General features: G+C 64.6%; 28 protein-coding genes. 24 read left to right on the top strand and 4 right to left on the bottom strand.

Going from position 1 to position 26,675, the window contains the following annotated elements:
* The first annotated feature begins 107 nt into the window (after positions 1-107).
* On the top strand, positions 108-1,307 hold the full coding sequence (gene zapE, locus LB572_RS22265; protein WP_224669218.1) for a cell division protein ZapE: 1,200 nt from the start codon (positions 108-110) through the stop codon (positions 1,305-1,307).
* A gap of 93 nt (positions 1,308-1,400) precedes the next feature.
* Here the strand turns inward: zapE and LB572_RS22260 are convergent, their stop codons facing one another.
* The gene (locus LB572_RS22260; protein WP_224669217.1) at positions 1,401-1,835 is read right to left on the bottom strand and encodes a GNAT family N-acetyltransferase; all 435 of its coding nucleotides are present in this window, start codon (positions 1,833-1,835) and stop codon (positions 1,401-1,403) included.
* 211 nt (positions 1,836-2,046) lie between these two features.
* Between LB572_RS22260 and mdh the strand changes: the two genes are divergently transcribed.
* From mdh to lpdA, 13 genes are all read left to right on the top strand, one after another.
* Complete coding sequence (mdh, locus tag LB572_RS22255; RefSeq protein ID WP_224669216.1) at positions 2,047-3,015, top strand: malate dehydrogenase; 969 nt, start codon at positions 2,047-2,049, stop codon at positions 3,013-3,015.
* Positions 3,016-3,032: 17 nt separating this feature from the next.
* Positions 3,033-4,226 carry an ADP-forming succinate--CoA ligase subunit beta gene (sucC, locus tag LB572_RS22250; protein WP_224669215.1) on the top strand — a complete coding sequence of 398 codons (1,194 nt, stop codon included), beginning with the start codon at positions 3,033-3,035 and terminating at the stop codon, positions 4,224-4,226.
* 4 nt (positions 4,227-4,230) lie between these two features.
* Positions 4,231-4,602 (top strand): cupin domain-containing protein, encoded by a 372-nt coding sequence (locus LB572_RS22245; protein WP_224669214.1) that lies wholly within the window; start codon positions 4,231-4,233, stop codon positions 4,600-4,602.
* A gap of 56 nt (positions 4,603-4,658) precedes the next feature.
* Positions 4,659-4,889, top strand: coding sequence for a hypothetical protein (locus LB572_RS22240; protein WP_140808126.1), 231 nt, complete (start codon positions 4,659-4,661; stop codon positions 4,887-4,889).
* Positions 4,879-5,298 carry a PIN domain-containing protein gene (locus LB572_RS22235; protein WP_140808124.1) on the top strand — a complete coding sequence of 140 codons (420 nt, stop codon included), beginning with the start codon at positions 4,879-4,881 and terminating at the stop codon, positions 5,296-5,298. The genes LB572_RS22240 and LB572_RS22235 overlap by 11 nt, the downstream gene beginning before the upstream one ends.
* Before the next feature lie 3 nt (positions 5,299-5,301).
* Positions 5,302-5,799 (top strand): DUF1579 family protein, encoded by a 498-nt coding sequence (locus LB572_RS22230; RefSeq protein WP_224669213.1) that lies wholly within the window; start codon positions 5,302-5,304, stop codon positions 5,797-5,799.
* A 12-nt stretch (positions 5,800-5,811) separates the two neighbouring features.
* On the top strand, positions 5,812-6,714 hold the full coding sequence (gene sucD, locus LB572_RS22225) for a succinate--CoA ligase subunit alpha (protein WP_224669212.1): 903 nt from the start codon (positions 5,812-5,814) through the stop codon (positions 6,712-6,714).
* 141 nt (positions 6,715-6,855) lie between these two features.
* On the top strand, positions 6,856-9,843 hold the full coding sequence (locus tag LB572_RS22220; RefSeq protein ID WP_140808118.1) for a 2-oxoglutarate dehydrogenase E1 component: 2,988 nt from the start codon (positions 6,856-6,858) through the stop codon (positions 9,841-9,843).
* A 61-nt stretch (positions 9,844-9,904) separates the two neighbouring features.
* Positions 9,905-11,185 (top strand): 2-oxoglutarate dehydrogenase complex dihydrolipoyllysine-residue succinyltransferase, encoded by a 1,281-nt coding sequence (gene odhB / locus LB572_RS22215; RefSeq protein ID WP_140808116.1) that lies wholly within the window; start codon positions 9,905-9,907, stop codon positions 11,183-11,185.
* A 61-nt stretch (positions 11,186-11,246) separates the two neighbouring features.
* On the top strand, positions 11,247-11,975 hold the full coding sequence (locus LB572_RS22210; RefSeq protein WP_140808147.1) for a DUF4241 domain-containing protein: 729 nt from the start codon (positions 11,247-11,249) through the stop codon (positions 11,973-11,975).
* Positions 11,975-12,481 carry a hypothetical protein gene (locus LB572_RS22205; protein ID WP_224669211.1) on the top strand — a complete coding sequence of 169 codons (507 nt, stop codon included), beginning with the start codon at positions 11,975-11,977 and terminating at the stop codon, positions 12,479-12,481. Before LB572_RS22210 ends, LB572_RS22205 begins: the two co-directional genes overlap by 1 nt.
* Positions 12,478-13,233 carry an SDR family oxidoreductase gene (locus tag LB572_RS22200; RefSeq protein ID WP_224669210.1) on the top strand — a complete coding sequence of 252 codons (756 nt, stop codon included), beginning with the start codon at positions 12,478-12,480 and terminating at the stop codon, positions 13,231-13,233. Before LB572_RS22205 ends, LB572_RS22200 begins: the two co-directional genes overlap by 4 nt.
* A 24-nt stretch (positions 13,234-13,257) precedes the next feature.
* Positions 13,258-14,664, top strand: coding sequence for a dihydrolipoyl dehydrogenase (lpdA, locus tag LB572_RS22195; protein ID WP_224669209.1), 1,407 nt, complete (start codon positions 13,258-13,260; stop codon positions 14,662-14,664).
* Between the two features lie 676 nt (positions 14,665-15,340).
* Here the strand turns inward: lpdA and LB572_RS22190 are convergent.
* Entirely contained in the window at positions 15,341-16,405 is a 1,065-nt protein-coding gene (locus LB572_RS22190; RefSeq protein ID WP_224669208.1) for a TraB/GumN family protein, read from the bottom strand.
* 167 nt (positions 16,406-16,572) lie between these two features.
* Complete coding sequence (locus tag LB572_RS22185) at positions 16,573-17,511, bottom strand: tyrosine recombinase XerC (RefSeq protein ID WP_224669207.1); 939 nt, start codon at positions 17,509-17,511, stop codon at positions 16,573-16,575.
* Positions 17,512-17,609: 98 nt separating this feature from the next.
* Here LB572_RS22185 and rimM point away from each other — a divergent pair, with 98 nt between their 5' ends.
* Positions 17,610-18,209 carry a ribosome maturation factor RimM gene (gene rimM / locus LB572_RS22180; RefSeq protein WP_224669206.1) on the top strand — a complete coding sequence of 200 codons (600 nt, stop codon included), beginning with the start codon at positions 17,610-17,612 and terminating at the stop codon, positions 18,207-18,209.
* Entirely contained in the window at positions 18,206-18,907 is a 702-nt protein-coding gene (gene trmD / locus LB572_RS22175) for a tRNA (guanosine(37)-N1)-methyltransferase TrmD (RefSeq protein ID WP_224669205.1), read from the top strand. The genes rimM and trmD overlap by 4 nt, the downstream gene beginning before the upstream one ends.
* On the opposite strand, the gene LB572_RS22170 is transcribed toward trmD, so the two are convergent.
* Positions 18,889-19,641, bottom strand: a complete 753-nt coding sequence (locus LB572_RS22170) for a sulfite exporter TauE/SafE family protein (protein ID WP_224669204.1) — start codon at positions 19,639-19,641, stop codon at positions 18,889-18,891. The genes trmD and LB572_RS22170 overlap by 19 nt on opposite strands.
* Before the next feature lie 345 nt (positions 19,642-19,986).
* Here LB572_RS22170 and rplS point away from each other — a divergent pair, with 345 nt between their 5' ends.
* The 8 genes from rplS (at position 19,987) to leuC (ending at position 26,387) form a co-directional block, all read left to right on the top strand.
* The gene (gene rplS / locus LB572_RS22165; protein ID WP_140810401.1) at positions 19,987-20,508 is read left to right on the top strand and encodes a 50S ribosomal protein L19; all 522 of its coding nucleotides are present in this window, start codon (positions 19,987-19,989) and stop codon (positions 20,506-20,508) included.
* A gap of 157 nt (positions 20,509-20,665) precedes the next feature.
* Entirely contained in the window at positions 20,666-21,085 is a 420-nt protein-coding gene (locus LB572_RS22160; RefSeq protein WP_224669203.1) for an organic hydroperoxide resistance protein, read from the top strand.
* The gene (locus LB572_RS22155; protein ID WP_412033581.1) at positions 21,082-21,582 is read left to right on the top strand and encodes a MarR family winged helix-turn-helix transcriptional regulator; all 501 of its coding nucleotides are present in this window, start codon (positions 21,082-21,084) and stop codon (positions 21,580-21,582) included. The genes LB572_RS22160 and LB572_RS22155 overlap by 4 nt, the downstream gene beginning before the upstream one ends.
* A gap of 274 nt (positions 21,583-21,856) precedes the next feature.
* On the top strand, positions 21,857-22,654 hold the full coding sequence (locus LB572_RS22150) for a transporter substrate-binding domain-containing protein (RefSeq protein WP_224669201.1): 798 nt from the start codon (positions 21,857-21,859) through the stop codon (positions 22,652-22,654).
* Positions 22,655-22,996: 342 nt separating this feature from the next.
* Positions 22,997-23,809, top strand: coding sequence for an amino acid ABC transporter permease (locus LB572_RS22145; protein WP_224669200.1), 813 nt, complete (start codon positions 22,997-22,999; stop codon positions 23,807-23,809).
* A gap of 120 nt (positions 23,810-23,929) precedes the next feature.
* Entirely contained in the window at positions 23,930-24,580 is a 651-nt protein-coding gene (locus LB572_RS22140; RefSeq protein ID WP_224669199.1) for a class I SAM-dependent DNA methyltransferase, read from the top strand.
* 58 nt (positions 24,581-24,638) lie between these two features.
* On the top strand, positions 24,639-24,911 hold the full coding sequence (locus LB572_RS22135) for a hypothetical protein (protein WP_224669272.1): 273 nt from the start codon (positions 24,639-24,641) through the stop codon (positions 24,909-24,911).
* A 66-nt stretch (positions 24,912-24,977) separates the two neighbouring features.
* The gene (gene leuC / locus LB572_RS22130; protein ID WP_224669198.1) at positions 24,978-26,387 is read left to right on the top strand and encodes a 3-isopropylmalate dehydratase large subunit; all 1,410 of its coding nucleotides are present in this window, start codon (positions 24,978-24,980) and stop codon (positions 26,385-26,387) included.
* Positions 26,388-26,675: the final 288 nt, after the last annotated feature.

The raw sequence follows: 26,675 nt of genomic DNA, 5'->3' as shown, positions 1-26,675 counted from the left end.
TCCGCTCCGGTTCTCGGAACCCACCCTTCTCGGCTTGGCCTGACCTGAATCTCAACATACCCTGGCGCCCCCTCAGAGCATTCTGCTCAAAGTAAATGACGTGAACCATGCATCTGCGCGACGGTATCCAGACCCATGCGACCGTCAGGCAGCGTTACGATCATCTCGTCCAGAGCGGCGCGGTCGAGCGCGATCCGGCGCAGGAGCGCATCGTCGCCGCCCTCGACCGGCTGACCGAAGAGATCTCGGCAAAAAGGCTGGCGCACAAATCGAGCGCGCTGGGCTGGCTGTTCGCGGCCAAGCGGCAGCCGCGCGAGCCGGTCAAGGGCCTCTACATCCATGGCGGCGTCGGTCGCGGCAAGACCATGCTGATGGACATTTTCTTCGAGCTGCTGCCGGTCCGGCGCAAGCGCCGCGTGCATTTCAACGACTTCATGGCCGATGTGCAGGATCGCATCCAAAGACACCGGCAGGCGCGCAAGGAAGGCACGGTCAAGGAAGACGACCCGATCCCGCCGGTGGCCCGGGCGCTCGCCGATGAAGCCTGGGTGCTGTGCTTCGACGAATTCTCCGTCACCGACATCGCCGACGCGATGATCCTGTCGCGGCTGTTCTCAGCGCTGTTCGCCAATGGCGTGGTGCTGGTCGCCACCTCCAACGTGGCGCCGGAGAACCTTTATCGCGACGGGCTGAACCGCCAGCTCTTCCTGCCGTTCATCTCGTTGCTCGAGCGCAATGCCCATGTGATGACGCTGGATGCCGAGAAGGACTACCGGCAGGAAAAGCTCAACCGCCAGCCGGTCTATGTCACGCCGGACGACGCCGCGGCCGAGCGCGCGCTGAACGACGCCTGGCAAGCGATAACCCAGGGCCAGCCGGCCGCCGAGGTGACGCTGACGCTGAAAGGCCGCCAGCTCGTCGTGCCGCGCGCCGTAGGCGATGCCGCGCGCTTTTCCTTTGCCGACCTTTGCGAAAAGCCGCTCGGCGCGCGCGACTATCTGGCGATCGCCGGCCGTTTCTCGACCGTGTTCATCGACCATGTGCCCGTGCTTGGCGAAGGCAAGCGCAACGAGGCCAAGCGCTTCATCCTGTTGATCGACACGCTCTACGACCACCATATGCGGCTGGTGATGAGCGCCGCGGCGCCGCCCGAACGGCTCTACACCGCCAGGCGCGGCACGGAAGTGTTCGAGTTCGAGCGCACCGCATCGCGGCTGGTCGAGATGCAGAGCCGCGACTGGCTGGACGATTGGGCGGCGCGGCGCGAGGAAGCGCAGCCCGCGGAGGCAAGGCAGGCGCAGGGGTAGAAGGGGACCTGTCCTGACCTTCGTCATTCCAGGTCTGCGCGCGTCGCTTCGCTCCCTGCTCCGCCCTGGAATGACGAAGCGGGGTGGCCTCGGCTAATCTCGAAGCCGGTACACATACATCACGAAATCCTCCGCCTTCCCATGTGGCTCCTTCCGGGCTTCGTAGAGCGCCCGTGCCGGTCCGTTGTCCGGCTCCGTCCCCACCCAGGCCTCCTCGCAGCCCTCCGCGCGGCCGATCTCGAACATGGCGTCGAGCATTTTGCGGGCGATGCCTTGCCGCTGGAAGGGCGGCGCGACGCCGATCTCGTCGATATAGAGCTCGCTCACCTTGTCCGGGTGGCGGTGCACGACGGCGGCGCATTGGCCGACCACGGTTTGGTCAACTATAGCCACGATCATGAAATGGCCGGGCGCGGCGAGATAGGCGGCGAGGCGGTCGGGCCGCACCGGCTCGTCGAACACATCGTCGGCCACGCGCATCACAAGGGCGTCATCGCCGGGATGAAGCCTTCTGATTTCGACGCTCATTGTGTAAATTCTCCTCAGTCGGCTCACAAACTTTGACGTTTACGTAATTCCCGATTCATCTAACCGATTGAAAACGTTAGGCCGAAAATAATCGTTTGAATTTCTCCCGGGCCGGAGTTATTCGGTGCGGCTAAATCTCGCGGTTTCCCGCATCCTTTCGGCCTCCCGGCCCCGTCACGACCTCGTCACAGACAAAGGAAAACATCCTCACATGGCACGCAACAAGATAGCGCTCATCGGCTCGGGCATGATCGGCGGCACGCTCGCCCATATGATCGGCCTCAAGGATCTCGGCGACGTGGTGCTGTTCGATATCGCCGAGGGTATTCCGCAGGGCAAGGGCCTCGACATCGCGCAGTCTTCCCCCGTCGACGGGTTCGACTCCAGGCTGACCGGCGTCAACGACTATGCCGGCATCGAGGGCGCGGATGTGTGCATCGTCACCGCCGGCGTGCCGCGCAAGCCGGGCATGAGCCGCGACGACCTTCTCGGCATCAACCTCAAGGTGATGGAACAGGTCGGCGCCGGCCTGAAGAAGTACGCGCCGAAGGCTTTCGTCATCTGCATCACCAACCCGCTCGACGCCATGGTCTGGGCGCTGCAGAAGTTCTCCGGCCTGGCGACCAGCCATGTCGTCGGCATGGCCGGCGTGCTGGACTCGTCGCGTTTCCGCTACTTCCTGGCCGAAGAGTTCAAGGTTTCGGTCGAGGACGTCACCGCCTTCGTGCTCGGCGGCCATGGCGACTCGATGGTTCCGATGATCCGCTATTCGACGGTCGCCGGCATTCCGCTGCCCGACCTCGTCAAGATGGGCTGGACCTCGAAGGAGAAGCTCGACCAGATCGTGCAGCGCACGCGCGATGGCGGCGCCGAGATCGTCGGCCTGCTCAAGACCGGCTCGGCCTATTACGCGCCGGCGGCCTCGGCGATTTCAATGGCCGAAGCCTATCTCAAGGACAAGAAGCGCGTGCTGCCTTGCGCCGCGCACCTCTCCGGCCAGTATGGCGTCAAGGGCACCTATGTCGGCGTCCCGGTGGTGATCGGCGCCGGCGGCGTCGAGCGCGTCATCGAGATCGATCTCTCCAAGGCCGAGCAGAAGATGTTCGATTCCTCGGTGGCGGCCGTTCAGGGCCTGACCGAGGCCTGCACCAAGATCGCCCCTCATCTCGCCGGCAAGTAATCGCGGAGACCAAGCGCATGAACATCCATGAGTATCAGGCCAAGGCGCTGCTGAAGACGTTCGGCGCGCCGGTCGCAAGCGGCGTTCCGGTGTTCAAGGCAAGCGAGGCGGCAGCCGCGGCACAAGCGCTGCCCGGCCCGCTCTATGTCGTGAAGAGCCAGATCCATGCCGGCGGCCGCGGCAAGGGCAAGTTCAAGGAACTCGGCCCCGACGCCAAGGGCGGTGTGCGGCTGGCGAAGTCGGCGGCCGAAGTGGTCGCCAACACCAACGAGATGCTCGGCCACACGCTGGTGACCAAGCAGACGGGCCCCGCCGGCAAGCAGGTCAACCGCCTTTATATCGAGGACGGCGCCGACATTGAGCGCGAGCTCTATCTGTCGATCCTTGTCGACCGCTCGGTCGGCCGCATCGCTTTCGTCGTCTCGACCGAGGGCGGCATGGACATCGAGACGGTCGCGCATGACACGCCGGAAAAGATCGTCACCGTCGCCATCGATCCGGAAAAGGGCGTGTCGGCGGATGACGTGAAGGCGCTCAACGCCGCGTTGAAGCTCGACGGCGATGCCGCCAAGGACGGCGGCACGCTGTTCCCGATCCTCTACAAGGCTTTCGTCGAGAAGGACATGAGCCTGCTCGAGGTCAATCCGCTGATCGTCATGAAGGACGGCCATCTGCGCGTGCTCGACGCGAAAGTGTCGTTCGACAACAACGCGCTGTTCCGCCACCCGGACGTGATGGAACTGCGCGACACCACCGAAGAGGACGAGAAGGAGATCGAGGCGTCGAAATACGACCTCGCCTATGTCGCGCTCGACGGCAATATCGGCTGCATGGTCAACGGCGCGGGGCTGGCCATGGCGACGATGGACATCATCAAGCTCTACGGTGCTGAGCCGGCTAACTTCCTCGACGTCGGCGGCGGCGCCTCCAAGGAAAAGGTCACGGCGGCGTTCAAGATCATCACCAAGGATCCGGCGGTCGAAGGCATCCTGATCAACATCTTCGGCGGCATCATGAAATGCGACGTCATCGCCGAGGGCGTGATCGCCGCGGTCAAGGAAGTGGGGCTGAAGGTGCCGCTGGTGGTGCGCCTGGAAGGCACCAATGCCGAGCTCGGCAAGAAGATCATCAACGACAGCGGTTTGAATGTCGTCTCGGCCGACGATCTGGACGACGCGGCAAAGAAGATCGTCAAGGCGGTGAAGGGCTAAGCGGATGCCTCCGCGCAAGATAAACCTGGTCGAGGCGGCGGATCGGACGATCACCAAGGTCTTCGATCCGCATATCGCCGGCGACGTCAATAATGCCCAAGCCAAGGTCGCCAAGTTCGGCGAGGTTTTCGACTGGCATGCGCATGACAATGAGGACGAGGCTTTCCTCGTGCTGCGCGGCAGGATCGTCATCGATTTCCGCGACGGGCCGGTCGAGCTCGGCGAGGGCGATTTCATCGTCGTGCCGCGCGGCGTCGAGCATCGGCCGCGCTCGCTGACGAAGGAGCCGGTGGTGCTGATGTTCGAGCCGGCGACGACCTTGAACACCGGCAACGCCAAAAGCGATCACACCGTCACCGATCTGAAGCGGCTGTAACTTGCGATGGTCACACAGTTACACATATACTGTGTGAACTTTGCAGGAGAAGAGACATGAAGAATATCACCCTGGCCGTCGAGGAAGCGATTCTGGAGCAGGTCAAGCTCACGGCCGCCGAACAGCGGACGACGGTCAACGGTATGGTGCGTGAGTTTTTTGCCGAGGTGGCAGCGAGGCGCCAGGCAAAGGACGAGGCGCGGCAGGCGCTTCTGCGGCTTGCGCGCGAGGCGGCGGGAGATATGGGCAGCAAGACTTGGAACCGGGAAGCTCTCTATGATCGCTGAGTGTTTCCTCGACACAAACGTCCTCGTTTATGCGGCCATCGGGCACAAATCCGAACGCGCCAAGTATGAACGTGCCGTGGAGTTGATTGCCAAGGAAGACTACTCGACCTCTGCGCAGGTGCTGCAGGAGTTTTACGTGAACGTGACCAAACGAGCCGATGTCGTGCTGGCGCCGACCAAGGCGGCCGAATGGGTCGCCGCGATCTCCATGAAGCCTTGCCAGGATTTGGACAGCGCGGTCGTCATGCGCGGCATCGAGAACGCACAGCGGTATCGGATTTCCTACTGGGACGGCGCAATCATCGCCGCCGCCGAGCGGCTTGGCGTCAAAAAGCTGTACACCGAAGATCTCAGCCACGGGCAGACCTATGGTTCGGTGATCGCCATCAACCCTTTCCGCATGCATTGAGCCATGAACGCGTCGCCCTTTTCCTCCCTCTCGGACGGTCATCAGCGCCTGCAGGCGCTGGTCGGCGCGTGGCGCGGCGAGGAGCAAGTCTCGGAGACGCAATGGGCCGATGCCGGCACGGCGACTTCGGAAGTTCAGGCTGAGGCGCAGTTCGGCGGGCTGTTCGTGGCGCAGCGCTATCGCCAGCGCCGCGACGGCACGGTCTCGTTCGGTGCGCACAATGTGTTCGGCTTCGACCAGCAGAACAAAGTCGTCACCATGCATCAGTTCGACTCGATGGGGTTCGTGCCGATGTCACCGGCCACCGGCACCTGGAACGGCAGCGAGCTTACGCTCGAACGATCGTCGCCGCGCGGCGCCGCTCGCGTGACCTATGGTTTTGACGGCACTGATACCTACCGCATGAAACTTCACTTCAAGCCTGCCGGCAGCGATGGCTGGCAAGACATGGTGAGCGGGCTTTACCGGCGCGTTTCGCCTTCCACGATCAACGGGTTTTAGAAAAGGGCCGCGATGTCCATTCTCATCGACAAGAATACAAAGGTGCTGGTGCAGGGTCTGACCGGCAAGACCGGCACGTTCCACACCGAGCAGGCGCTGGCCTATCACGGCACCAAGATGGTAGGCGGCATCCATCCCAAGAAGGGTGGCGAGACCTGGACCGGTTCCAAGGGCGAGACCCTGCCGATCTTCGCCACCGTGGCCGAGGGCAAGGCAAGGACCGGCGCCAACGCCTCGGTCATCTATGTGCCGCCGGCGGGCGCCGGCGAGGCCATCATCGAGGCGATCGAGGCAGAGATCCCGCTGATCGTCTGCATCACCGAGGGCATCCCGGTGATGGACATGGTCAAGGTCAAGGCGCGGCTCGACCGCTCGACCTCGCGGCTGATCGGTCCGAACTGCCCGGGCGTGCTGACGCCCGACGAATGCAAGATCGGCATCATGCCCGGCAACATCTTCCGCAAGGGCTCGGTCGGCGTTGTTTCCCGCTCGGGAACACTTACCTATGAGGCAGTCTTCCAGACCACCAATGTCGGCCTCGGCCAGACCACGGCTGTGGGCATCGGCGGCGATCCGGTCAAGGGCACCGAGTTCATCGATGTGCTCGAGATGTTCCTCGCCGACGACGAGACCAAGTCGATCATCATGATCGGCGAGATCGGCGGCTCGGCCGAGGAAGACGCCGCGCAGTTCCTCAAGGACGAAGCCAAGCGCGGCCGCAAGAAACCGATGGCGGGCTTCATCGCCGGGCGCACCGCGCCGGCCGGCCGCACCATGGGCCATGCGGGCGCGGTGATCTCCGGCGGCAAGGGCGGCGCGGAAGACAAGATCGCGGCTATGGAATCGGCCGGCATCAAGGTCTCGCCGTCGCCGGCGCGGCTGGGCACGACGCTGGTCGAAGCGATCAAGGGTTAAGGCAGTAGTGAGTAGGCAGTAGTCAGTAGTGAAAAAGGGACGAACGGGTGAGTAGCAGCTGAGCGGGATTTATCTTTCTACTCACTACTGACCACTCACTACTCCCTAAAAAGGAGACGGAGCCAGGCTCCGCAGACGAAAATGGCAAGACAAGATCAGGCCAACGACCAATTCTCGCTCACCTCATTTCTCTATGGCGGCAATGCCGACTATATCGACGCGCTCTATGCCGCCTATGAGGACAATCCGGCCTCGGTCGATCCGGAGTGGCAGGATTTCTTCGCGGCGCTGAAGGACGATGCGGGCGATGTCCGCAAGAACGCCAAGGGCGCCTCCTGGGCGAAGCCTTCCTGGCCGCTGCAGGCCAATGGCGAACTGGTCTCGGCGCTCGACGGCAATTGGGGCCTGGTCGAAAAGGCGATCGAAAAGAAGGTGAAGGAGAAGGCGGTCGTCAACGGAGCCGTGCTTTCCGACGCCGACGTGCACCAGGCGACACGCGATTCCGTGCGCGCCATCATGATGATCCGCGCCTATCGCATGCGCGGCCATCTGCACGCCAACCTCGATCCGCTCGGCATCGCCAAGCCGCTCGAGGACTACAACGAGCTGTCGCCGGAAAATTACGGCTTCACCGAAGCCGATTACGACCGGCCGATCTTCCTCGACAATGTGCTGGGTCTGGAATTCGGCACCGTACGGCAGATGCTGGACATCCTGACCCGCACCTATTGCTCGACGCTCGGCGTCGAGTTCATGCACATCTCCGATCCCGAAGAGAAGGCCTGGATCCAGGCGCGCATCGAAGGCGCCGACAAGGAGATCACCTTCACCGCCACGGGCAAGAAGGCGATACTGTCGAAGCTGATCGAGGCCGAGGGCTTCGAGCAGTTTATCGACGTCAAGTACAAGGGCACCAAGCGCTTCGGCCTCGACGGCAGTGAATCGCTGATCCCGGCGCTGGAGCAGATCGTCAAGCGCGGCGGCCAGCTCGGCCTCAAGGAAATCGTGCTCGGCATGGCGCATCGCGGCCGCCTCAACGTGCTTTCCCAGGTGATGGCGAAGCCGCACCGCGCTATCTTCCACGAATTCAAGGGCGGCTCGGCCGCTCCCGACGAGGTCGAGGGATCAGGCGACGTGAAGTATCACCTCGGCGCTTCGTCGGACCGCGAGTTCGACGGCAACAAGGTGCATCTGTCGCTGACGGCCAACCCCTCGCACCTGGAAATCGTCGACCCCGTCGTGATGGGCAAGGCGCGCGCCAAGCAGGACCAGCTCGCCGGCCGCGAACGCGGCGAGGTCGTGCCGCTGTCGGAGCGCGCCAAGGTGATGCCGCTGTTGCTGCATGGCGACGCCGCCTTTGCCGGCCAGGGCGTCATCGCGGAGATCCTCGGCCTGTCGGGCCTGCGCGGCCACCGCGTCGCCGGCACGCTGCACGTCATCATCAACAACCAGATCGGCTTCACCACCAATCCGCGTTTCTCGCGCTCCTCGCCCTATCCGTCGGATGTGGCCAAGATGATCGAAGCGCCGATCTTCCACGTCAACGGCGACGATCCGGAAGCGGTGGTGCATGCCGCCAAGGTCGCGACCGAGTTCCGCATGAAGTTCCACAAGCCGGTGGTGGTGGACATGTTCTGCTACCGCCGCTTCGGCCACAATGAGGGCGACGAGCCCGCTTTCACCCAGCCGATCATGTACCGCAACATCCGCACCCATAAGACGGTGGTGCAGGTCTATGCCGACCGGCTGATCGCCGAAGGCCACGTCACCCAGGCCGAGGTCGACAAGATGCGGGCCGACTGGCGCGCGCATCTGGAAGCCGAATGGGAAGTCGGCCAGCACTACAAGCCGAACAAGGCCGACTGGCTGGACGGCGCATGGTCGGGCCTGCGCTCCGCCGACAACCAGGACGAACAGCGGCGCGGCAAGACCGCCGTGCCGGTGCGGACGCTGAAGGAGATCGGCAAGAAGCTGGCCGAGGTGCCTAAGGATTTTGAGGCGCACAAGACGATCCTGCGTTTCCTCGAAAACCGGCGCCAGGCGATCGAGTCGGGCGAAGGCATCGACTGGTCGACGGCCGAGGCGCTGGCCTTCGGCGCCATCCTGCTCGACGGCAATCCGATCCGGCTTTCCGGCCAGGATTCGGAACGCGGCACCTTCTCGCAGCGCCATTCGGTGCTTTACGACCAGCGCGACGAGAACCGCTACATCCCGCTCAACAATCTGTCGGCCGCGCAGGCCGGCTACGAGGTCATCAACTCGATGCTGTCGGAAGAGGCGGTGCTCGGCTTCGAATATGGCTACAGCCTGGCCGAGCCCAAGGCGCTGACGCTTTGGGAGGCGCAGTTCGGCGACTTCGCCAATGGCGCGCAAGTGGTGTTCGACCAGTTCATCTCGTCGGGCGAGCGCAAGTGGCTCAGAATGTCGGGTCTCGTCTGCCTCTTGCCGCATGGCTATGAGGGCCAGGGGCCGGAGCATTCGTCGGCTAGACTAGAGCGCTTCCTGCAGCTTTGCGCGGAAGACAACATGCAGGTCGCCAACGTCACCACGCCGGCCAACTACTTCCATATCCTGCGCCGGCAGCTGAAGCGCGACTTCCGCAAGCCGCTGATCCTGATGACGCCGAAGTCGCTGCTGCGCCATAAGCGCGCGGTGTCGACGCTGCCGGAGATGTCGGGCGAAAGCTCGTTCCACCGCCTGCTGTGGGACGATGCGCAGCTGCTCCCCAACCAGCCGATCAAGCTGGTGAAGGACTCCAAGATCCGCCGCGTCGTGCTGTGCTCGGGCAAGGTCTATTACGACCTCTACGAGGAGCGCGAGAAGCGCGGCATCAACGACATATACCTGCTGCGCGTCGAACAGCTCTATCCGTTCCCGGCCAAGGCGCTGATCACCGAACTGTCGCGCTTCCGCAATGCCGAGATGGTGTGGTGCCAGGAGGAGCCCAAGAACATGGGCGCCTGGTCGTTCATCGATCCGTATCTCGAATGGGTGCTGGCGCATATCGACGCCAAGCATCAGCGGGTGCGCTACACCGGCCGGCCGGCCTCGGCCTCGCCGGCGACAGGGTTGATGTCGAAGCATCTCAGCCAGCTGGCGGCGCTGCTCGACGACGCTCTCGGCGAATAGGGCGCTTGGTGAATAAGCAGACCTGACGAAACAGACCTCAAGAAGACAACGGACAGGCACAATGGCTACCGAAATCCGCGTCCCCACTCTCGGCGAATCCGTCACCGAGGCGACCGTCGGCAAGTGGTTCAAGAAGGTCGGCGACGCGATCGCCGCCGACGAACCCCTGGTCGAGCTCGAAACCGACAAGGTTACGGTGGAAGTGCCTGCCGCGGGCGCCGGAACGCTGGCCGAGATCGCCGTCAAGGAAGGCGAGACGGTCAATGTCGGGGCGCTGCTCGGCTCGATTTCGGCGGGCGGCGCGGCCGCCGCTCCGGCCACCAAGCCGCAGGCGGTGGCGCAGGCCTCCAGCCCGGACGCCGCGTCCACCGTCAAGCAGGCCGCGGCCGAGACCGCCAAGGTCGCCGGCGACGGTGGCGCCATCGAGCCGCGCACCATGCCGCCTGCGCCGGCGGCGGCCAAGCTGATCGCCGAAAACAATCTCGCCGTCGACCAGCTGTCCGGTTCGGGCAAGCGCGGCCAAGTGCTCAAGGGCGACGTGCTCGACGCCATCGCCAGGGGCGCGCCGTCGCAGCCGGCCGAGACGCCGAAGGCGGCTCCGGCCCCGGTCGTCGCCCGCGCGCCGTCCTCGGCCGACGATGCGCCGCGCGAGGAGCGCGTGCGCATGACCAAGCTGCGCCAGACCATCGCGCGCCGCCTGAAGGAGGCGCAGTCGAACGCCGCCATGCTGACCACCTTCAACGAGGTGGATATGAGCGCGGTGATGGCGCTCAGGTCCAAATACAAGGACGTGTTCGAGAAGAAGCATGGCGTGAAGCTCGGCTTCATGGGCTTCTTCACCAAGGCGGTGACGCATGCGCTGAAGGAGATCCCGGCGGTCAATGCCGAGATCGACGGCACCGACATCATCTACAAGAACTTTGCCCATGTCGGCGTCGCCGTCGGCACGGACAAGGGCCTGGTGGTGCCGGTGGTGCGCGACGCCGACCAGATGTCCATCGCCGAGATCGAGAAGGAGATCGGCCGGCTGGGCCTCGCCGCGCGCGACGGCAAGCTGTCGGTGGCGGATATGCAAGGCGGCACGTTCACGATTTCCAACGGCGGCGTGTACGGGTCGCTGATGTCGACGCCGATCCTCAACGCGCCGCAGTCGGGCATCCTCGGCATGCACAAGATCCAGGACCGGCCGGTGGTGGTCGGCGGCCAGATCGTCATCCGCCCGATGATGTATCTGGCGCTCTCCTACGACCACCGCATCGTCGACGGCAAGGAAGCGGTGACCTTCCTGGTGCGCGTCAAGGAAAGCCTGGAGGACCCCGAGCGGCTGGTGCTCGATCTGTGATCGGAGCTGCGTCGCCGTGAGTGGCTGGCAGGAACGGTTCGGGTTCAAGCTCGGCCGCGGCATGCGGCGGAGTTTCCGGCGCGGCCTCGTCCTGCTTGGCCTCTCCGCCGTCCCGTCGCTGGCAATCGCCGCCGACTGGGACCCGGCGACGGCGAGCAGCAATTTCGGCATCTTTGCGCTCAGCGAGGCGCAATTGGCGGAGCGCAAGATCGCCGTCACGCCGATCGGCGAGCTCGAACTGCCGACGGGCGAGATCATCGCCTGCGACCCCCTGATCACGACCGACGACTGGCCGGCGCTGGCCCGCAAGGTCAAGCCTGGGCATTATCCGGCCGCGTTGTTCGAGGCGCAGGGCCGCGTCGCCGCGGCGTTCCTCCGCTTCCGTTCCGGCGTGCCGGTGCGCTGGGAGCTTGCCCTTCTGCCAGGACAGGACGTTTCGACGCTGAACGGCGACGAAATCTTCGGCTATCCCGTCGATGCCGGCCTCGGCTCGTTCATGGACAAGGCGGCGCTGGCCCTGATGACGGCAGCGCAGGACAAGCTCAAGCCCGACCAGAACTATTATGACGATGTGCTGGCGGCCGAATTCGCGCCGAACCAGGACAGGTTCGTCATGCACCGTCCGGAGGCAGGCAACCCGGTCAATATCGCGATGTTCTGGAGCGGCTGGGGCGATGGCTTCTATCCGTCCTTCTGGGGGCTGGACGCGGCGGGTGAGCCGGTGGTCCTGATGACCGATTTCGGTGTGCTCGAAAACGCCGACGGCCGCGAAAGCGACCAGGCCAAGTGATGACGAATTTCGCCTTGCCCACGATTGGATTTGTGACCGGGTCGCTGGCTCTCACAGCCGCGACCGCCCAGGCCGCCTGCCCGATCCAGCTTGCCGTCTACGGCGAGGCGAAAAGCGGCGCCGAGATCGACTTCACGCCGGCCGGCAGCTCGGCGACGATCACCAACTCTTTTCGCATGCTCCTCGACAACAATGTCGTGCTCGACGGCATCGCCATGTGGACCGAGGGCTCCGCCGCGCGGCCGCATGGCTCGCTGATGTACAAATGCCCGACCGGCGACGTCACCGGCGAGGAGCTTGCCGCCTGCACGGTGTGGGAAGGCGTCATCTACAGCGCCGATGAGAAGGGCAGCGTCGGCCTCTTGCCGGCCGAAGGCGCCGATGCGCCGAAGAGCCTGATCTTGCCCGATCTCGGGCCGTCGCTCGAAATGTCGGCCGCCTATGGCCCCGCCGGCTTCTCGAAAGTGCCATGGGATATCTTCGTGCTGAAAGGCTGCCAGGAATGAGCGCGAACAGGAAGACGCTGCTGGTCACCGGCGGCAGCCGCGGCATCGGTGCCGCCATCTGCCGTCAGGCGAACCGGGCCGGCTACCGGGTAGCGGTCAACTATGTCTCCAACCAGGCAGCTGCCGAGGCCCTGGTCGCCGAGCTCAAGGCCGGCGGCGGCGATGCCGTCGCGGTGAAGGGCGATGTCGGTAGCGAGGCCGATGTCCTTGCGATGTTCGAAGCGGTCGACCGCGCCTTCGGCCGGATCGATGCCTTCGTCAACAATGCCGGCATCGTCGACGTCAAGGCGCGGGTCGACGAGATGAGCGTGGCGCGGCTGGAACGCATGATGCGCATCAATGTCGTCGGCTCCTTCCTTTGCGCACGCGAGGCGGTGAAGCGCATGTCGACGCGGCATGGCGGCAGAGGCGGCGCTATCGTCAACCTGTCCTCGGCTTCCGCCAGGCTCGGCTCGCCCGGCGAATTTGTCGACTATGCCGCTTCCAAGGGTGCGATCGACAGCATGACCATCGGGCTGGCGCGCGAGGTGGTTCTCGAAGGCATCCGCGTCAACGCGGTCAGCCCCGGGATCACCGAAACCGAGATCCATGCCTCGGGCGGCCAGCCCGACCGGGTGGCTCGGATGCAGGACGCGCTGCCGATGAAACGCGCGGGCACGGCGGATGAAGTCGCGAGCGCGGTTCTCTATCTTCTGTCGGATGCGGCCTCCTATATAACAGGCTCGATCCTGAATGTGAGCGGCGGCCGTTGAAGGCCAGACCAGAAGGACACCATCATGGCTTATGACGTCGTAATCATCGGATCGGGACCGGGCGGCTATGTCTGCGCCATCAAGGCGGCGCAGCTCGGCTTGAAGACGGCGGTGGTCGAGAAGAACGCCACTTTCGGCGGCACTTGCCTCAACATCGGCTGCATCCCCTCGAAGGCGCTGCTCTATGCCTCCGAGATGTTCGCCGAAGCGGGCCATGCCTTCGATACGCTCGGCGTCGAGATACCGGCGCCGAAGCTCAATCTGAAGAAGATGATGGCGCATAAGGACACGACCGTCGCCTCCAACGTCAACGGCGTCGCGTTCCTGTTCAAGAAGAACAAGATCGACAGCTTCCGCGGCACGGGCAAGGTGGTCGGGGCCGGCAAGGTCTCCGTGACCGGCGAGGACGGCAAGGTCGAGGAGATCGAGACCAGGAACATCGTCATCGCCACCGGCTCGGACGTAGCCGGCATTCCGGGCGTCAAGGTCGATTTCGACGAGAAGGTCATCGTGTCCTCCACCGGCGCGCTGTCGCTGGCCAAGGTGCCCGCCAACCTCGTGGTGGTCGGCGGCGGCGTCATCGGGCTGGAGCTCGGCTCGGTCTGGGCGAGGCTCGGCGCCAAGGTCACGGTCGTCGAGTTCCTCGACAATATCCTCGGCGGCATGGATGGCGAGGTGTCGAAACAGTTCCAGCGGCTGCTGTCGAAGCAGGGGTTCGAGTTCAAGCTCGGCGCCAAGGTCACCGGCGTCGCCAAGGCCAAGAAGGGCGCGACGGTCACGTTCGAGCCGGTCAAGGGCGGCGCCGCCGAGACCATCGAGGCGGACGTCGTGCTGGTCGCCACCGGCCGCCGGCCCTATGCCGACAGCCTCGGCCTGAAGGAAGCCGGCGTCGAATTGGACGAGCGCGGCCGGGTCAAGACGGACGGGCATCTGAGGACCAATGTGCCGGGCATCTATGCCATCGGTGACGTGATCGCCGGGCCGATGCTGGCGCATAAGGCCGAGGACGAGGGCGTGGCGGTTGCCGAGACGATCGCCGGCCAGGCCGGCCATGTGAATTATGACGTCATCCCGAGCGTCGTCTATACCAGCCCGGAGATCGCCTCGGTCGGCAAGACGGAAGAGGAACTGAAGAAGGCCGGCATCGACTACAAGGTCGGCAAGTTCCCGTTCAGCGCCAATGGCCGGGCGCGGGCCATGCTGCATACCGACGGTTTCGTGAAGATCCTGGCCGACAAGGCCAGCGACCGCGTGCTCGGCGTCCACATCGTCGGCTTCGGCGCCGGCGAGATGATCCACGAAGCGGCGGTGCTGATGGAATTCGGTGGCTCGTCCGAAGACCTGGCGCGGACCTGCCATGCGCATCCGACGATGTCGGAGGCGGTGAAGGAAGCGGCTCTAGCCACGTTCTTCAAGTCGATTCATATTTAGAGGCCTTTTATAAACCCACTCCGGCGGCCATCTGGCGCGGCTTTCTGCGCTTCCGGTGCTCACGTACTTTAAGTACGCTCCGCTCCGGTTCTCGAAAACCACGCCAGCTGACTCACCGGAGCGGCTTTCTGAAAAGGCCTCTGCAAGGTCGAGCCTGAAAACAAAACGGCCCGCCTTTCGGCGGGCCGTTCGTTCTTAGGCCGTAGCCTGATTACTGAGCCGGCGCAGGTGCCGGAGCTGGCGCAGGCGCAGGTGCCGGAGCAGGGGCTGGCGCGGGTGCAGGAGCCGGGGCTGGCGCCGGAGCGGGCGCAGGGGCTGGTGCCGGCTCTGGAGCCGGAGCAGGCGTTGCAGGCGCGGGAGCCGGGGTGCTGGCGGCCGGCGGCTCAGCCGGGGCCGGGGCGTGCTCGCCGCCGCTTCTGCCAAAGACATAATACGCAACAATGGCCAGGATAATGACAACTAGGGCGATCAGCCACCCGCTGCCGCCGCCACCCGAAGAGGGAGGCGTGCTCGAAGGGGTGAAGGGGTCGTTAGGGTTCGCCATGAAACGTGTCCTCCTTGGATGAAAGCATCAAAATAACAGCCATCAACGCGCGGATCCCGCAATGGGTTTCACACGAACGGACCGAAAGCGCTGGAAAAACGGCGTTTTCGGGCCCGCCAATCGCCAGGCGACTCAGTTGACGACGGTAACAGTATACCCTGCCTTGCGAAAATCCTCGACCAGTCCTTCCGGACCGGGCAAATGCATGGCGCCGACGGCCATGAAAACGTTGCCCTTGGCCAATATAGGCCCGGCATGCGCCGCCATCACCTTGTTGCGGCTGGTGATCATCGTCTCCTCGAAGGCGGCATAGCCGGCCTTGTCGTCCGAGGAGTCCGGCAGCACTGCCTTGAACAGCGGCCAGAACATGCCGACCTCGCCACGCTGGTAGAGCACGATCATCGTCTCGTTGACGTCGTTCACCTTGTCGCCGAGCTTCATCGTCTCGACCAGGCTCTTCATGTGGAATTCGAGCGGCAGCGAGGCCATGGCGCGCAACTGATCGAGGGCGGTCTCGAGCCCTTCGACATCCTTGCCCGAGGCCTTTGCCTCCGAAGCGAGCTTGACGTCCAGCACGGGTTCGCCGGCGCTCTGGCGCGCCACCTCGCAGGCCGGCAACGCCATCATCGCCGACAGGATCCACGGCTTCATCTTGGCGACCGTCGCCGGCGGAATGCCGCGCGCGTCGAGCCCCTTGTCCAGCGCCGCCGCATCGTCCGGCGACAGCAACGACGACAGCGTGGTGTTGTCGGTGAACATCATCAGGCCGGGTTCGCTGGCCATGGCGGCCATCATCTTGGCCTTGTCCATCGCATCGGTGGTTTCGATGACAACCGTGCCGGCGCCGTCATAAGCTTTTTGCGCGGCGGCCGGCAGCGTGGTGACGCGCGTATCGGTCATGTGCATGGTGCCGAACAGGTAGGACGGCTTTTCGCCCGCCTTCTCCAGCTTCCACAGCAGCCCCTTGCCGTTGGGAACGGCCGCCGCTTCCGTCTCGACCTTCTTGAAGGCGGCGGGATTGTTCTTTTCCAGCGCGCTCAAAAGATCGGAGCCGGCGCAATTGGGCGTCTCGGCGTGCGCCCGGCCGGCAAGCAGCAGAACGACGATGAAAGACAGGAAAAACAGCAGGTTGAGCGCCGCAAGCAGCTTCAACGAGACCAGGGCCGCGCGGTCGGCGATGGCGATGACGCGTTTCATGGGAAGCGTCTTATCGGGTAAAAGCGGCAAAACGGTTAATCGGCAGGGAGAAATTGTTCGCGGTGCGGTGTCGGATGGGGTGCTTGGTGGTTAGCGGAAACATCCATCAGGTCGTCATCCACGGGCGGAGCAAGGAGCGCAGCGACGCAGCGCAGACCGGAGGTTCCTCACGCCCTTGGATGCGCCTTCTCGTAGATATCGAGCAGCCTGGCGGTGTCGACGGCGGTATAGATCTGGGTGGTCGACAGGCTGGCGTGGCCGAGCAGTTCCTGGATGGTGCGAAGGTCGCCGCCGCGGCCGAGCAGATGGGTGGCGAAGGAATGCCGCAGCGCGTGCGGCGTCGCCGTGTCCGGCAGGTTCAGCGCCGAACGCAGCTTTGCCATTTCGCGCTGGACGATCGCCGGATTGAGCGGGCCGCCACGGGCTCCGCGGAACAGCAGGCCGTCGGGATCGATATGGAAAGGGCAGAGCCGGCGGTATTCGACAACCGCCTTGCGGGCCACCGGCAGCACCGGCACCAGCCGCGTCTTGCCGCCCTTTCCGGTGACGCGCAGCACGGTGTCGGCTTCCGTGGCGAGGTCGCCGCCGGTCAGGCCGAGCGCCTCGGAGATGCGCAGGCCGGAGCCGTAGAGCAGCGTCAGCACGGCGGCATTGCGCGCCGCGATCCAAGGTTCCTCGGCGAGTTGGCCCTCCACCGCCACGACCTGCCTGGCGTCGCTCGCCGTCAGCGGCTTGGGCAGGGATTTCGGCTGGCGCGGGGCGCGCAGAGCGACGGCACCGGCGGCATTGACCAAGCCGCGTTTTTCGAGAAAGCGCAGCAGCGAGCGGATGCCGGCAAGGCCGCGCCCCAGCGTGCGGGCGCTGGCGCCTTCATTGCGGCGTTTGGCGAGAAAGCCGCGCAAATCCGCCGGGCGCAGGTCGGCGATGTCGGAAATGCCGGGCGGGCCGCCGCAATGTCCGGTCAAGAAATGCAGGAACTGGCGGGTGTCGCGCTCATAGGCCTCGACCGTCTCGGGCGAGAGCCGGCGCTCATGCGCCAGCGTCTTCAGCCAGGTTTCGCGCGCCGCCTGGAGGTCGGCTTTTGCCGGGATGAGGAATTCCTGCATGGCTGCAGTTTCAGGCATGCGGGTTAGGAAGCGGTGAAGAGGCCGTCATTGAAATGATGGCTTGAGGGGATTAGAGCAGGGCAAAGGAAGCACCGCCGATGTCGAAGCTCGAAAACCCCGTACAGATGGCCGTCATCGGCGCCGCCCACGGCATCAAGGGCGAATTGCGGGTGAAGACCTTCACCGGCGACCCGCTGGCGCTGGCCGATTATGGCCCGCTTTATGCCAAGGATGGCCGCGCCTTCCAGATCAACGACATCAGGCCGGCGGGCACCGTGGTGGTCGTGCGATTCAAGGGGGTCGGTGACCGCAACGCCGCCGAGGCTTTGGCGGGCACGGAGCTGTTCGTCGACCGCTCGGTGCTGCCCGACGACGGCGAGGAGGACGAGTTCTATCACGCCGACCTCATCGGCCTCGACGTCCAGGACGATACAGGGGTCATCGGCAAGGTCGTCGCCGTGCATAATTTCGGCGGCGGCGACATACTCGACGTCACCCTTGCCGGCCGCAAGGGCGTACTGATCCCGTTCACGCAGGCCGCGGTGCCGCATGTCTCGATCGCCGACGGTTTTGTCGAGGTCAATCCGACGGCGGCCGGCCTTGTCGAGGACGAGGAAGATGGGGAGGCGCCGGGCCGTTCCGGCTTCGACCCGAAGGGCAGGCCGCGCGGACCGACGGACGCCGGGGGCAACCGTTGAGCTTTGCCGCCTCGGTGCTGACGCTCTATCCAGAGATGTTTCCGGGCGCGCTCGGCCTGTCGCTTGCCGGCCGCGCGCTGGAGGCGGGCACATGGTCGCTGGAAGCGATCCAGATCCGCGACTTCGCCACCGACAAGCACCGCACCGTCGACGACACGCCGGCCGGCGGCGGCGCCGGCATGGTGATGCGCGCCGACGTACTGGCCAGGGCGATCGACCATGCTTCGCCGCCGGACGATCCACGCCCGCGCCTGCTGATGAGTCCGCGCGGCAAACCGCTGACGCAGGCGCGCGTGCGCGAGCTGGCCGCCGGACCGGGCGCGGTCATCCTGTGCGGGCGCTTCGAAGGCGTCGACCAGCGGCTGATCGAAGCACGGGGGCTCGAGGAAGTCTCAATCGGCGATTTCATCCTGTCGGGCGGCGAGCCGGCCGCGCTCGTGCTGCTCGACGCCGTGGTGCGGCTGTTGCCCGGCGTCATGGGCAATGCCGTCTCGGGCGAGGAGGAGAGTTTCGAGAACGGCCTGCTCGAGCACCCGCACTATACGCGGCCGCAGGAGTTCGAGGGCAGGCCGATCCCCGACGTGCTGATCTCCGGCAATCATAAAAAGATCGCCGAGTGGCGGCGCGCCGAGGCCGAGAAGCTGACGAGGGAGCGGCGGCCGGACCTGTTGGCGGCGGATCAGCCCTTGGTGAAATAGTAAAAGGCGAGGAACAGGCCGACGGCGACGACGAAGCCGCGCACCACGCCCTGCGGCACGCGCTTGGCGATCCAGACACCGGCATAGCCGCCGAGCGCGCCGCCGGGGATCATGACGATCGCCTGCGGCCAGGCGACGACGCCGCCCGAAACGAAGACCAGGATGGCGATGGCCGCGATGACCACGGCCAGCATGTTCTTCAATGCATTGAGCTTGTGATAGTCGCCGACCTGGGTCAGGCCGAGCGTGGCCAGCATCATCACGCCCATGCCAGCGCCGAAGAAACCGCCATAGACCGATGTCAGGAACTGTGCCAGCGTGCCGGCAAGCGTGCCGACCGAGGCCTGATGCTCCGGCCCGGCTATCGGCTTGAGCCACGGACCGGCGGCGAACAGCGCGGTCGCGGCGATCAGCAGCCACGGCACCAGCGCGCGGAAGGACGGGTTGGAAAGCGCAAGCAGGATGAGCGAGCCGGCCAGCGCGCCGAAGGCGGAGATGACGCAAAGCAGCAGCGCCTGGCGCCAGAAATGCCTTATGTCGTCACGGTAGGCGAGCGTCGAGGTGATGTAGCCGGGAAACTGCGTCACCGAGGAGGTGGCGTTGGCGACGATCGGCGGCACGCCGACCAGCGTCATGGCGCCGAAGGTGACGAAGGTGCCGCCGCCGGCGACGGCATTGACCGCGCCGGAGACAAAACCTGAGAGAAACAGCAAGACGGCATCGAAAAAAGTCATTTTTTCCGCTTAGAAAGCTTGCGAGGCGCGCGCAACCCGGCACGGCGGCAATGTCATGGGGCCATCAGCCGCAAAAATATGCCTCAAAGGCCCCTTTTTGATGCATGTCGTCGCGCCAGAACCGCGCACAGTTCCGGGCGACATGCATTTGGGCGTGACAAAGCGGCAAAATGGCTGTATGTGCCCGCCCGAACCGGAAGAACGATCTTCTGGACCCGTCAACAAGTGCGGTGTAGTCGCCCCTGCCCAATGTTTCGACAAAGGGCATAGCCGAGCGGTCATTGGAACTGCAAGGCGAGTTGAGGACGCTCTGACTGTCGGAAGAACAAGAAGTGGATATTTGAGATGGATCTCATCCGTCAGCTCGAGGCCGAACAGGCAGCCAAGATCGAAGCCAAGCGCAAGCTGCCTGAATTCCAGCCGGGCGACACCGTGCGCGTTCAGGTGCGCGTCACCGAAGGCACCCGCACCCGCGTCCAGGCCTATGAGGGCGTCGTCATCGCCCGCGCCGGCTCGGGCTTCCAGGAGAATTTCACCGTTCGCAAGATTTCCTACGGCGAAGGCGTCGAGCGCGTTTTCCCGGTCTACTCGCCGATGGTCGAGGGCGTCGAGATCGTGCGCCGCGGCAAGGTGCGCCGCGCCAAGCTCTATTACCTGCGCGACCGTCGCGGCAAGTCGGCCCGTATTTCGGAAAACACCGGCGTGCGCGCCCGCAAGCTGAACGACGAAGAGCGTGATGCGCTGGCCGCCGAGCGCGCCCGCATCGAGGCCGAGAAGGTCGCCGCCGCCCAAGCGCTGGCCGCCGAGACGGCCGCCAAGGAAGCCGCCGAGAAGAAGGCCGCCGCCGAGGCTGCTTCGGCCGAATAAGATTTGGCAAGACAGGTTTCTGAAAAGGCGGCTTCGGCCGCCTTTTTTGTTTTCACTGAGCTGTGATCGCGAGCCTCGGGAAAGCCGATCCGCCGGGATTGACAGCCAATTATCTTGCACACTAATTAATCGTGTACAAATTAAATGGAGACAAAAGATGTCGGCACTTTACAGCACCCAGGCTCACGTCAGCGGCGGCCGCAGCGGTCACGGCGAGACCAGCGACGGCCTGCTCAAGGTCGATTTGGCGATGCCGAAGGAACTTGGCGGCAAGGGCGGCGCCACCAATCCCGAGCAGCTCTTCGCCGTCGGCTACGCGGCCTGCTTCGAGAGCGCGGTGCGTTTCGTCGCCCGCCAGCAGAAGCTGCCGCTTGAGGACGCTTCGGTCACGTCCACGGTGAGCCTCTACCCGAACGACCAGGGCGGCTTCATGCTCGGCGTTTCGCTGGCGGCCGAGATCAAGGGGCTTGATCAGGCGGGCGCCGAGGCGCTTGTATCGGAAGCGCACAAGATCTGCCCCTATTCCAACGCCGTCCGGGGCAATATCGACGTGGCGCTCTCGGCAAAGGCTGCATGACGACGAAGACCGAAACAATGACCAGGCAAGCCCCGGCGCAGGACGCCGGGGCTTTTCCCGTGCCGCGTCTCGACCAGCAGCTTTGCTTCGCGCTCTATTCGGCAAGCGGGCTGATGACCAAGCTCTACCGGCCGCTGCTCGATCCGCTCGGCCTCACCTATCCGCAATATCTGGCGATGCTGGCGCTGTGGCAGCATTCGCCGAGCACGATCGGCGAGCTCGGCGCGGCACTTGGTCTCGATTCGGCTACGCTGACGCCGCTGATCAAGCGCATGGAAGCCGGCGGCCTCGTCACGCGCCGGCGCGACAGCGCCGACGAGCGCCGGGTGCTGGTCGAGCCGACAGCCAAGGGTGAGGCGCTGCGGGCCAGGATGAAGGACGTGCAGGAAGGGCTCAGCTGCGCCATGCCGCTGGAACGGGCCGAGCTCAAGGCCCTGCACGGCACGCTGACCCGCCTGGTCGCCGGATTGCGCGAAGCCACGGTCGATCAGGACTGACCGCCGCAAAGCCCGCCCTCGAAACCATCCGCGAAGAGCATCGGATTGCATGTTGGCCGGCCTGCGCTAGCGCGAACCGGCTTGCAAGGCGCATGCGGCAGGATAGAGCATTTCACCGTCTAACGAAAACGGTGAAACGCTCTATCTCTTTGTTTTTACGCAATTCCGGACGGAAAACCGCTTCACACTTTTCCTGGAATTGCTCTAAAGTCGGCACCGGATTTTTTCCCAGCCGCGAGATTGCAGCGCGGCCGATCATTTTCGGAGATTTGTCATGACCAAGTCGAAACTGCTGCTGGCCGCGATGCTGGCCTGCCTTCTTACGCCTGTCGCCGCGCTCGCCGACAATCTGCCCGATCTCGGCGGCAAGAAGGTCGTGGTGGTGACGGAAAACGCCTATCCGCCGCTGCAGTTCATCGACAAGAAGACCGGCAAGCAGATCGGCTGGGAATATGACGCGATGGACGAGATCGCCAAGCGGCTGAACTTCAAGGTCGAGTACCAGAACACTTCCTGGGACGCGATGATCCAGGCGGTTTCCGACAACCAGTACAACATCGGCATGACCGGCATCACCATCAAGGACGACCGCAAGGAGAAGGTCGACTTCTCCGACCCCTATATGCGCTCGGAGCAGTTCATGCTGGTGCGCGGCGAGGAAAGCCGCTTCACCGACGCCAAGACCTTCGGCGCCTTCAAGGACGGCCTGATCGGCGCCCAGCCCGGCACAACGCCGTTCTACACCGCCGTCTACAGCGTGCTCGACGGCAACGAGCAGAACCCGCGCATCAAACTGTTCGAAACCTTCGGAGCGACCGTGCAGGCGCTGAAAACGGGCGACGTCGACGTCGTGCTCACCGACGGCACCGCCGGCCAGGGCTATGTCGATGCTTCCGAAGGCAAGCTGAAGCTGATCGGCGGACCGCTCGGCACCGAGGACTTCGGCTTCATCTTCCCGAAGGGCTCGGACCTGGTGAAGCCGGTCAACGCCGCGATCGCCGCGCTGAAGGCCGACGGCACCTTCGACAAGCTCAACAAAAAGTGGTTCCTCGATTACAAGATGGGGCAGTAGGCTCGTCTTGGTGCGCGCAGTGGGTTTGCAGGAAATCGCGCTGACGTTGCGCCAAGCCCCCCCTCTCTGCCCTGCCGGCCCCAGCCCTTCGCTGTCGCTCCGGGCGTTCGTCGTTCGAAAAGCCAAGCCATTGGCTTTTCGTCCGCTACGCGGACCTCTCCTCACCCCTCTCAAGGGGGGAGATTGGCAGCTCCACCGACGGTGCTCCTCATTCAACGTTGGAGATTGGCGAAAGCCCGCGCGAAGTTCCATCTCCCCCCTTGAGGGGGAGATGGCCGGCAGGCCAGAGAGGGGGGCCTGGGTGCCGCCCTTTCGGGACTTCCTGTCAGGCGAAACCGCCTAATGGCCGTGGCATCATCCTCCACCAAACCCGAATTCCCCTGGTGGCTGGCCGCCGCTCTCGCCCTCGCTTTGGCCGCCGCCCTGGCTATCGCTTCCAGCGACCTCTACGCGCAAGTCTTCGCCACCGTCGCCAAGGGTATCGGCATCACCATCTTCGTCACCGCGGTCGCCTTCGCCCTGGCCTCCGCGCTGGGGCTCGGCATCGCGCTGATGGCGCTGTCGGGGTCGCGGTGGCTGCGGCAGATCGCGCGCTTCTATGTCGAGATCATTCGCGGCGTGCCGATCCTGGTGCTGTTGTTCTGGATCGCCTTTGCCGGCGCGCCGGCCTTCGTCGCCGCCTGGAACGCGCTGACCGCGCCGCTGCAGAGCGCCGGCCTGATGGGCGAACTCCTGGTGCGCGACGTGTCGCTGCTGTGGCGCGCCATCATGGCTCTAACCATCGGCTACTCGGCCTTCATCTCGGAAGTGTTCCGCGCCGGCATCCAGTCGGTCGAGAAAGGCCAGATCGAAGCCGCCAAGGCGCTCGGGCTCAGCCGAGCGCAGCGCTTCCGGCTGATCGTGTTTCCGCAGGCGATCCGCATGATCCTGCCGCCGCTCGGCAACGACTTCGTCGCCATGGTCAAGGATTCGTCGCTGGTCTCCGTGCTCGGCGTCGCCGATATCACCCAGATCGGCAAGGTCTACGCCGCCGGCTCGTTCCGCTTCTTCGAGACCTATTCGATCGTCGCCTATATCTATCTCATCCTGACCGTCGGCCTGTCGCTGGCGCTGCGGGCGCTGGAACAGCGGCTGCGCCGCCAGCATCAGGAATAGCCAGCACGCCAAGGTCCGCGCTATCTCTTTGTTATGACGCAATTCCGGACGGAAAACCGGTTCCCCCTTTTCCTGGAATTGCTCTACCTTGGTCACATGCATCCGGCGGAGGAGACGCCCATGAATTTCGACAAGGCCAATGCGGCGCTGGATTCCGTCTATACGGCCGATACGCCGGAAGGACTCGCCAAGGCCTATGCCGACTGGGCCGCGACCTATGACAGCGAGACTGCCTCGCTCGGCTATCTCCTGCCTTTCCTCATCACCGCCTGGGTGGCGCGGCATGTGCCGGCGGGCGAAGGGCCGCTGCTCGATGCCGGCTGCGGCACCGGCCTGTCGGGGCCGTCGCTGAAGGCGCTGGGCTATGGCGACATCGCCGGACTCGACCTCTCCGACGACATGCTGAAGATCGCCGGCAGTCGCCAGGCCGGCGGCAAGCCGGCCTATGGCGAGCTGAAGAAGGCGATGCTCGGCGGTCCGTTGCCCTGGCCCGACCGGCATTTCCGCGCCTTCTTCTCGACCGGCGTCTTCACCATCGGCCATGCGCCTGCTTCGGGCCTGCACGAGCTGGTGCGCATCACGCGAAAAGGCGGCCACGCCATCTTCACCGTGCGCGACCAGGTTTTCGAGGGCGGCGGGTTTCAAGCGGTGTTCGACGAGTTGGAGCGGGCAGGGAAATGGCGCCTGGCCGAGCAGAGCCCATGGTTCCGCTGCTACGCGATCGGCGACCCGGAAGCGCTGGTGAAGACGTTTGTGTTCGAGGTGGCGTAAGCGCGACTTCCCCTTCCCCCTTGTGGGAGAAGGTGGCCGCGTAGCAGCCGGATGAGGGGTGTTCCAGGGAAAGCAGGCGTCTCACTCCGCTGGAATACCCCTCATCCGTCTCGGCGCTACCGCGCCGATCCACCTTCTCCCACAACGGGAGAAGGGGAAGTCGCCGCAATTGCCGAAAAGCCAAAACATTGCTATCTACCCCGCCATGGAAAAGCTTTTCAGCGATCCGGCCTACAAGGGCTTCGTGCTGCAGGACAGAAAGCGCCTGCCGTCACGGTTCTCCGCGCGGGTTTGTGGCGCGCTCACCAGCCGACTTAGCCAGGCCGACTGATCGAAGTCGCTTGCCGGCCGAAAGCCGCCTGCTTTTCCCATTTCTCATATCGACGGATTTACGCACATGAGCGCACCGCGCACCCTCTACGACAAGATCTTCGACGACCACACGGTCGACCGCCAGGACGACGGCACCTGCCTGCTCTATATCGACCGCCACCTCGTGCATGAGGTCACCAGCCCGCAGGCTTTCGAGGGCCTGCGCATGTCGAACCGCAAGGTCCGCCATCCGGAAAAGACGCTGGCCGTGGTCGACCACAACGTGTCGACCTCGCCCGAGCGCAAGTTCGGCATCAAGAACGAGGAAAGCCGCATCCAGGTCGAGGCGCTGGCCAGGAACGCCAAGGATTTCGGCATCGAATATTATTCCGAGAACGACATCCGCCAGGGCATCGTGCACATCATCGGGCCGGAACAGGGTTTCACCCTGCCGGGCATGACCATCGTCTGCGGCGACAGCCACACCTCCACGCACGGCGCTTTCGGCGCGCTGGCGCATGGCATCGGCACGTCGGAGGTCGAGCATGTGCTCGCGACGCAGACGCTGATCCAGCGCAAGGCCCGGAATATGCTGGTGCGCGTCGACGGCCAGCTGCCGGAAGGCGTCACCGCCAAGGACATCATCCTTGCCATCATCGGCGAGATCGGCACCGCCGGCGGCACCGGCTATGTCATCGAATATGCCGGCGAAGCGATCCGCTCGCTGTCGATGGAAGGCCGCATGACGATCTGCAACATGTCGATCGAGGGCGGTGCCCGCGCCGGCCTGATCGCGCCGGACGAGACGACCTTCGCCTATGTCAAGGACAAGCCGCGCGCGCCGAAGGGCGCTGCCTGGGATGCCGCGCTCGAGTACTGGAAGACGCTGCAGACCGACGAGGGCGCGCATTTCGACAAGGTGATCGTGCTCGACGCGGCGAAACTGCCGCCGATCGTCTCCTGGGGCTCCTCGCCGGAGGACGTCGTCTCGGTGCAGGGCATCGTGCCCAATCCCGAAGAGATCGCGGACGAGAACAAGCGCACGTCCAAGATCCGCGCGCTCGACTATATGGGCCTGACGCCTGGAACCAGGATCACCGACATTGAGCTTGACCGCGTCTTCATCGGCTCCTGCACCAATGGCCGCATCGAGGACCTGCGCGCCGCCGCCAAGGTGGTCGAGGGCAAGAAGGTCAATCCGCGCGTCAACGCCATGATCGTGCCGGGTTCCGGCCTGGTCAAGGAACAGGCCGAGGCCGAGGGTCTGGACAAGATCTTCGTCGCCGCCGGCTTCGACTGGCGCGAACCGGGCTGCTCGATGTGCCTGGCCATGAACGACGACCGGCTGAAGCCGCACGAGCGCTGCGCCTCGACCTCGAACCGTAATTTCGAGGGCCGGCAAGGCTTCAAGGGCCGCACCCATCTGGTGTCGCCGGCCATGGCGGCGGCGGCCGCGATCGCCGGCCACTTCGTCGACATCCGCGACTGGAAGTAGGCGCCCGGCTTGGAGCGCAGGAAGTGTCGGAATCAGCGCAAGCGGTGGGGATTGGCTGAAGCTTCCCCGACATCGTCATTCCAGGGCGAAGCAGGAGCGAAGCGACGCGGCGGAGACCCTGGAATCCATGCCGTGACCTTGATCGAAGGATGCAGCAGAGCAGAATTCTGCACTGCTGCAACGCCTTGAGGTCACGGCATGGATCCTCGGGTCTGCGCCGCGTCGCTTCGCTCCTTGCTTCGCCCGTGGATGACGATCGCGATGGGCGTTCCGGCCAATCGCTAAGGC

This window comes from Mesorhizobium sp. BH1-1-5, assembly GCF_020165615.1.
In the GTDB taxonomy this organism is placed as follows: Bacteria; Pseudomonadota; Alphaproteobacteria; order Rhizobiales; family Rhizobiaceae; genus Mesorhizobium.
This window is presented reverse-complemented; position numbering and strand designations above follow the sequence as displayed.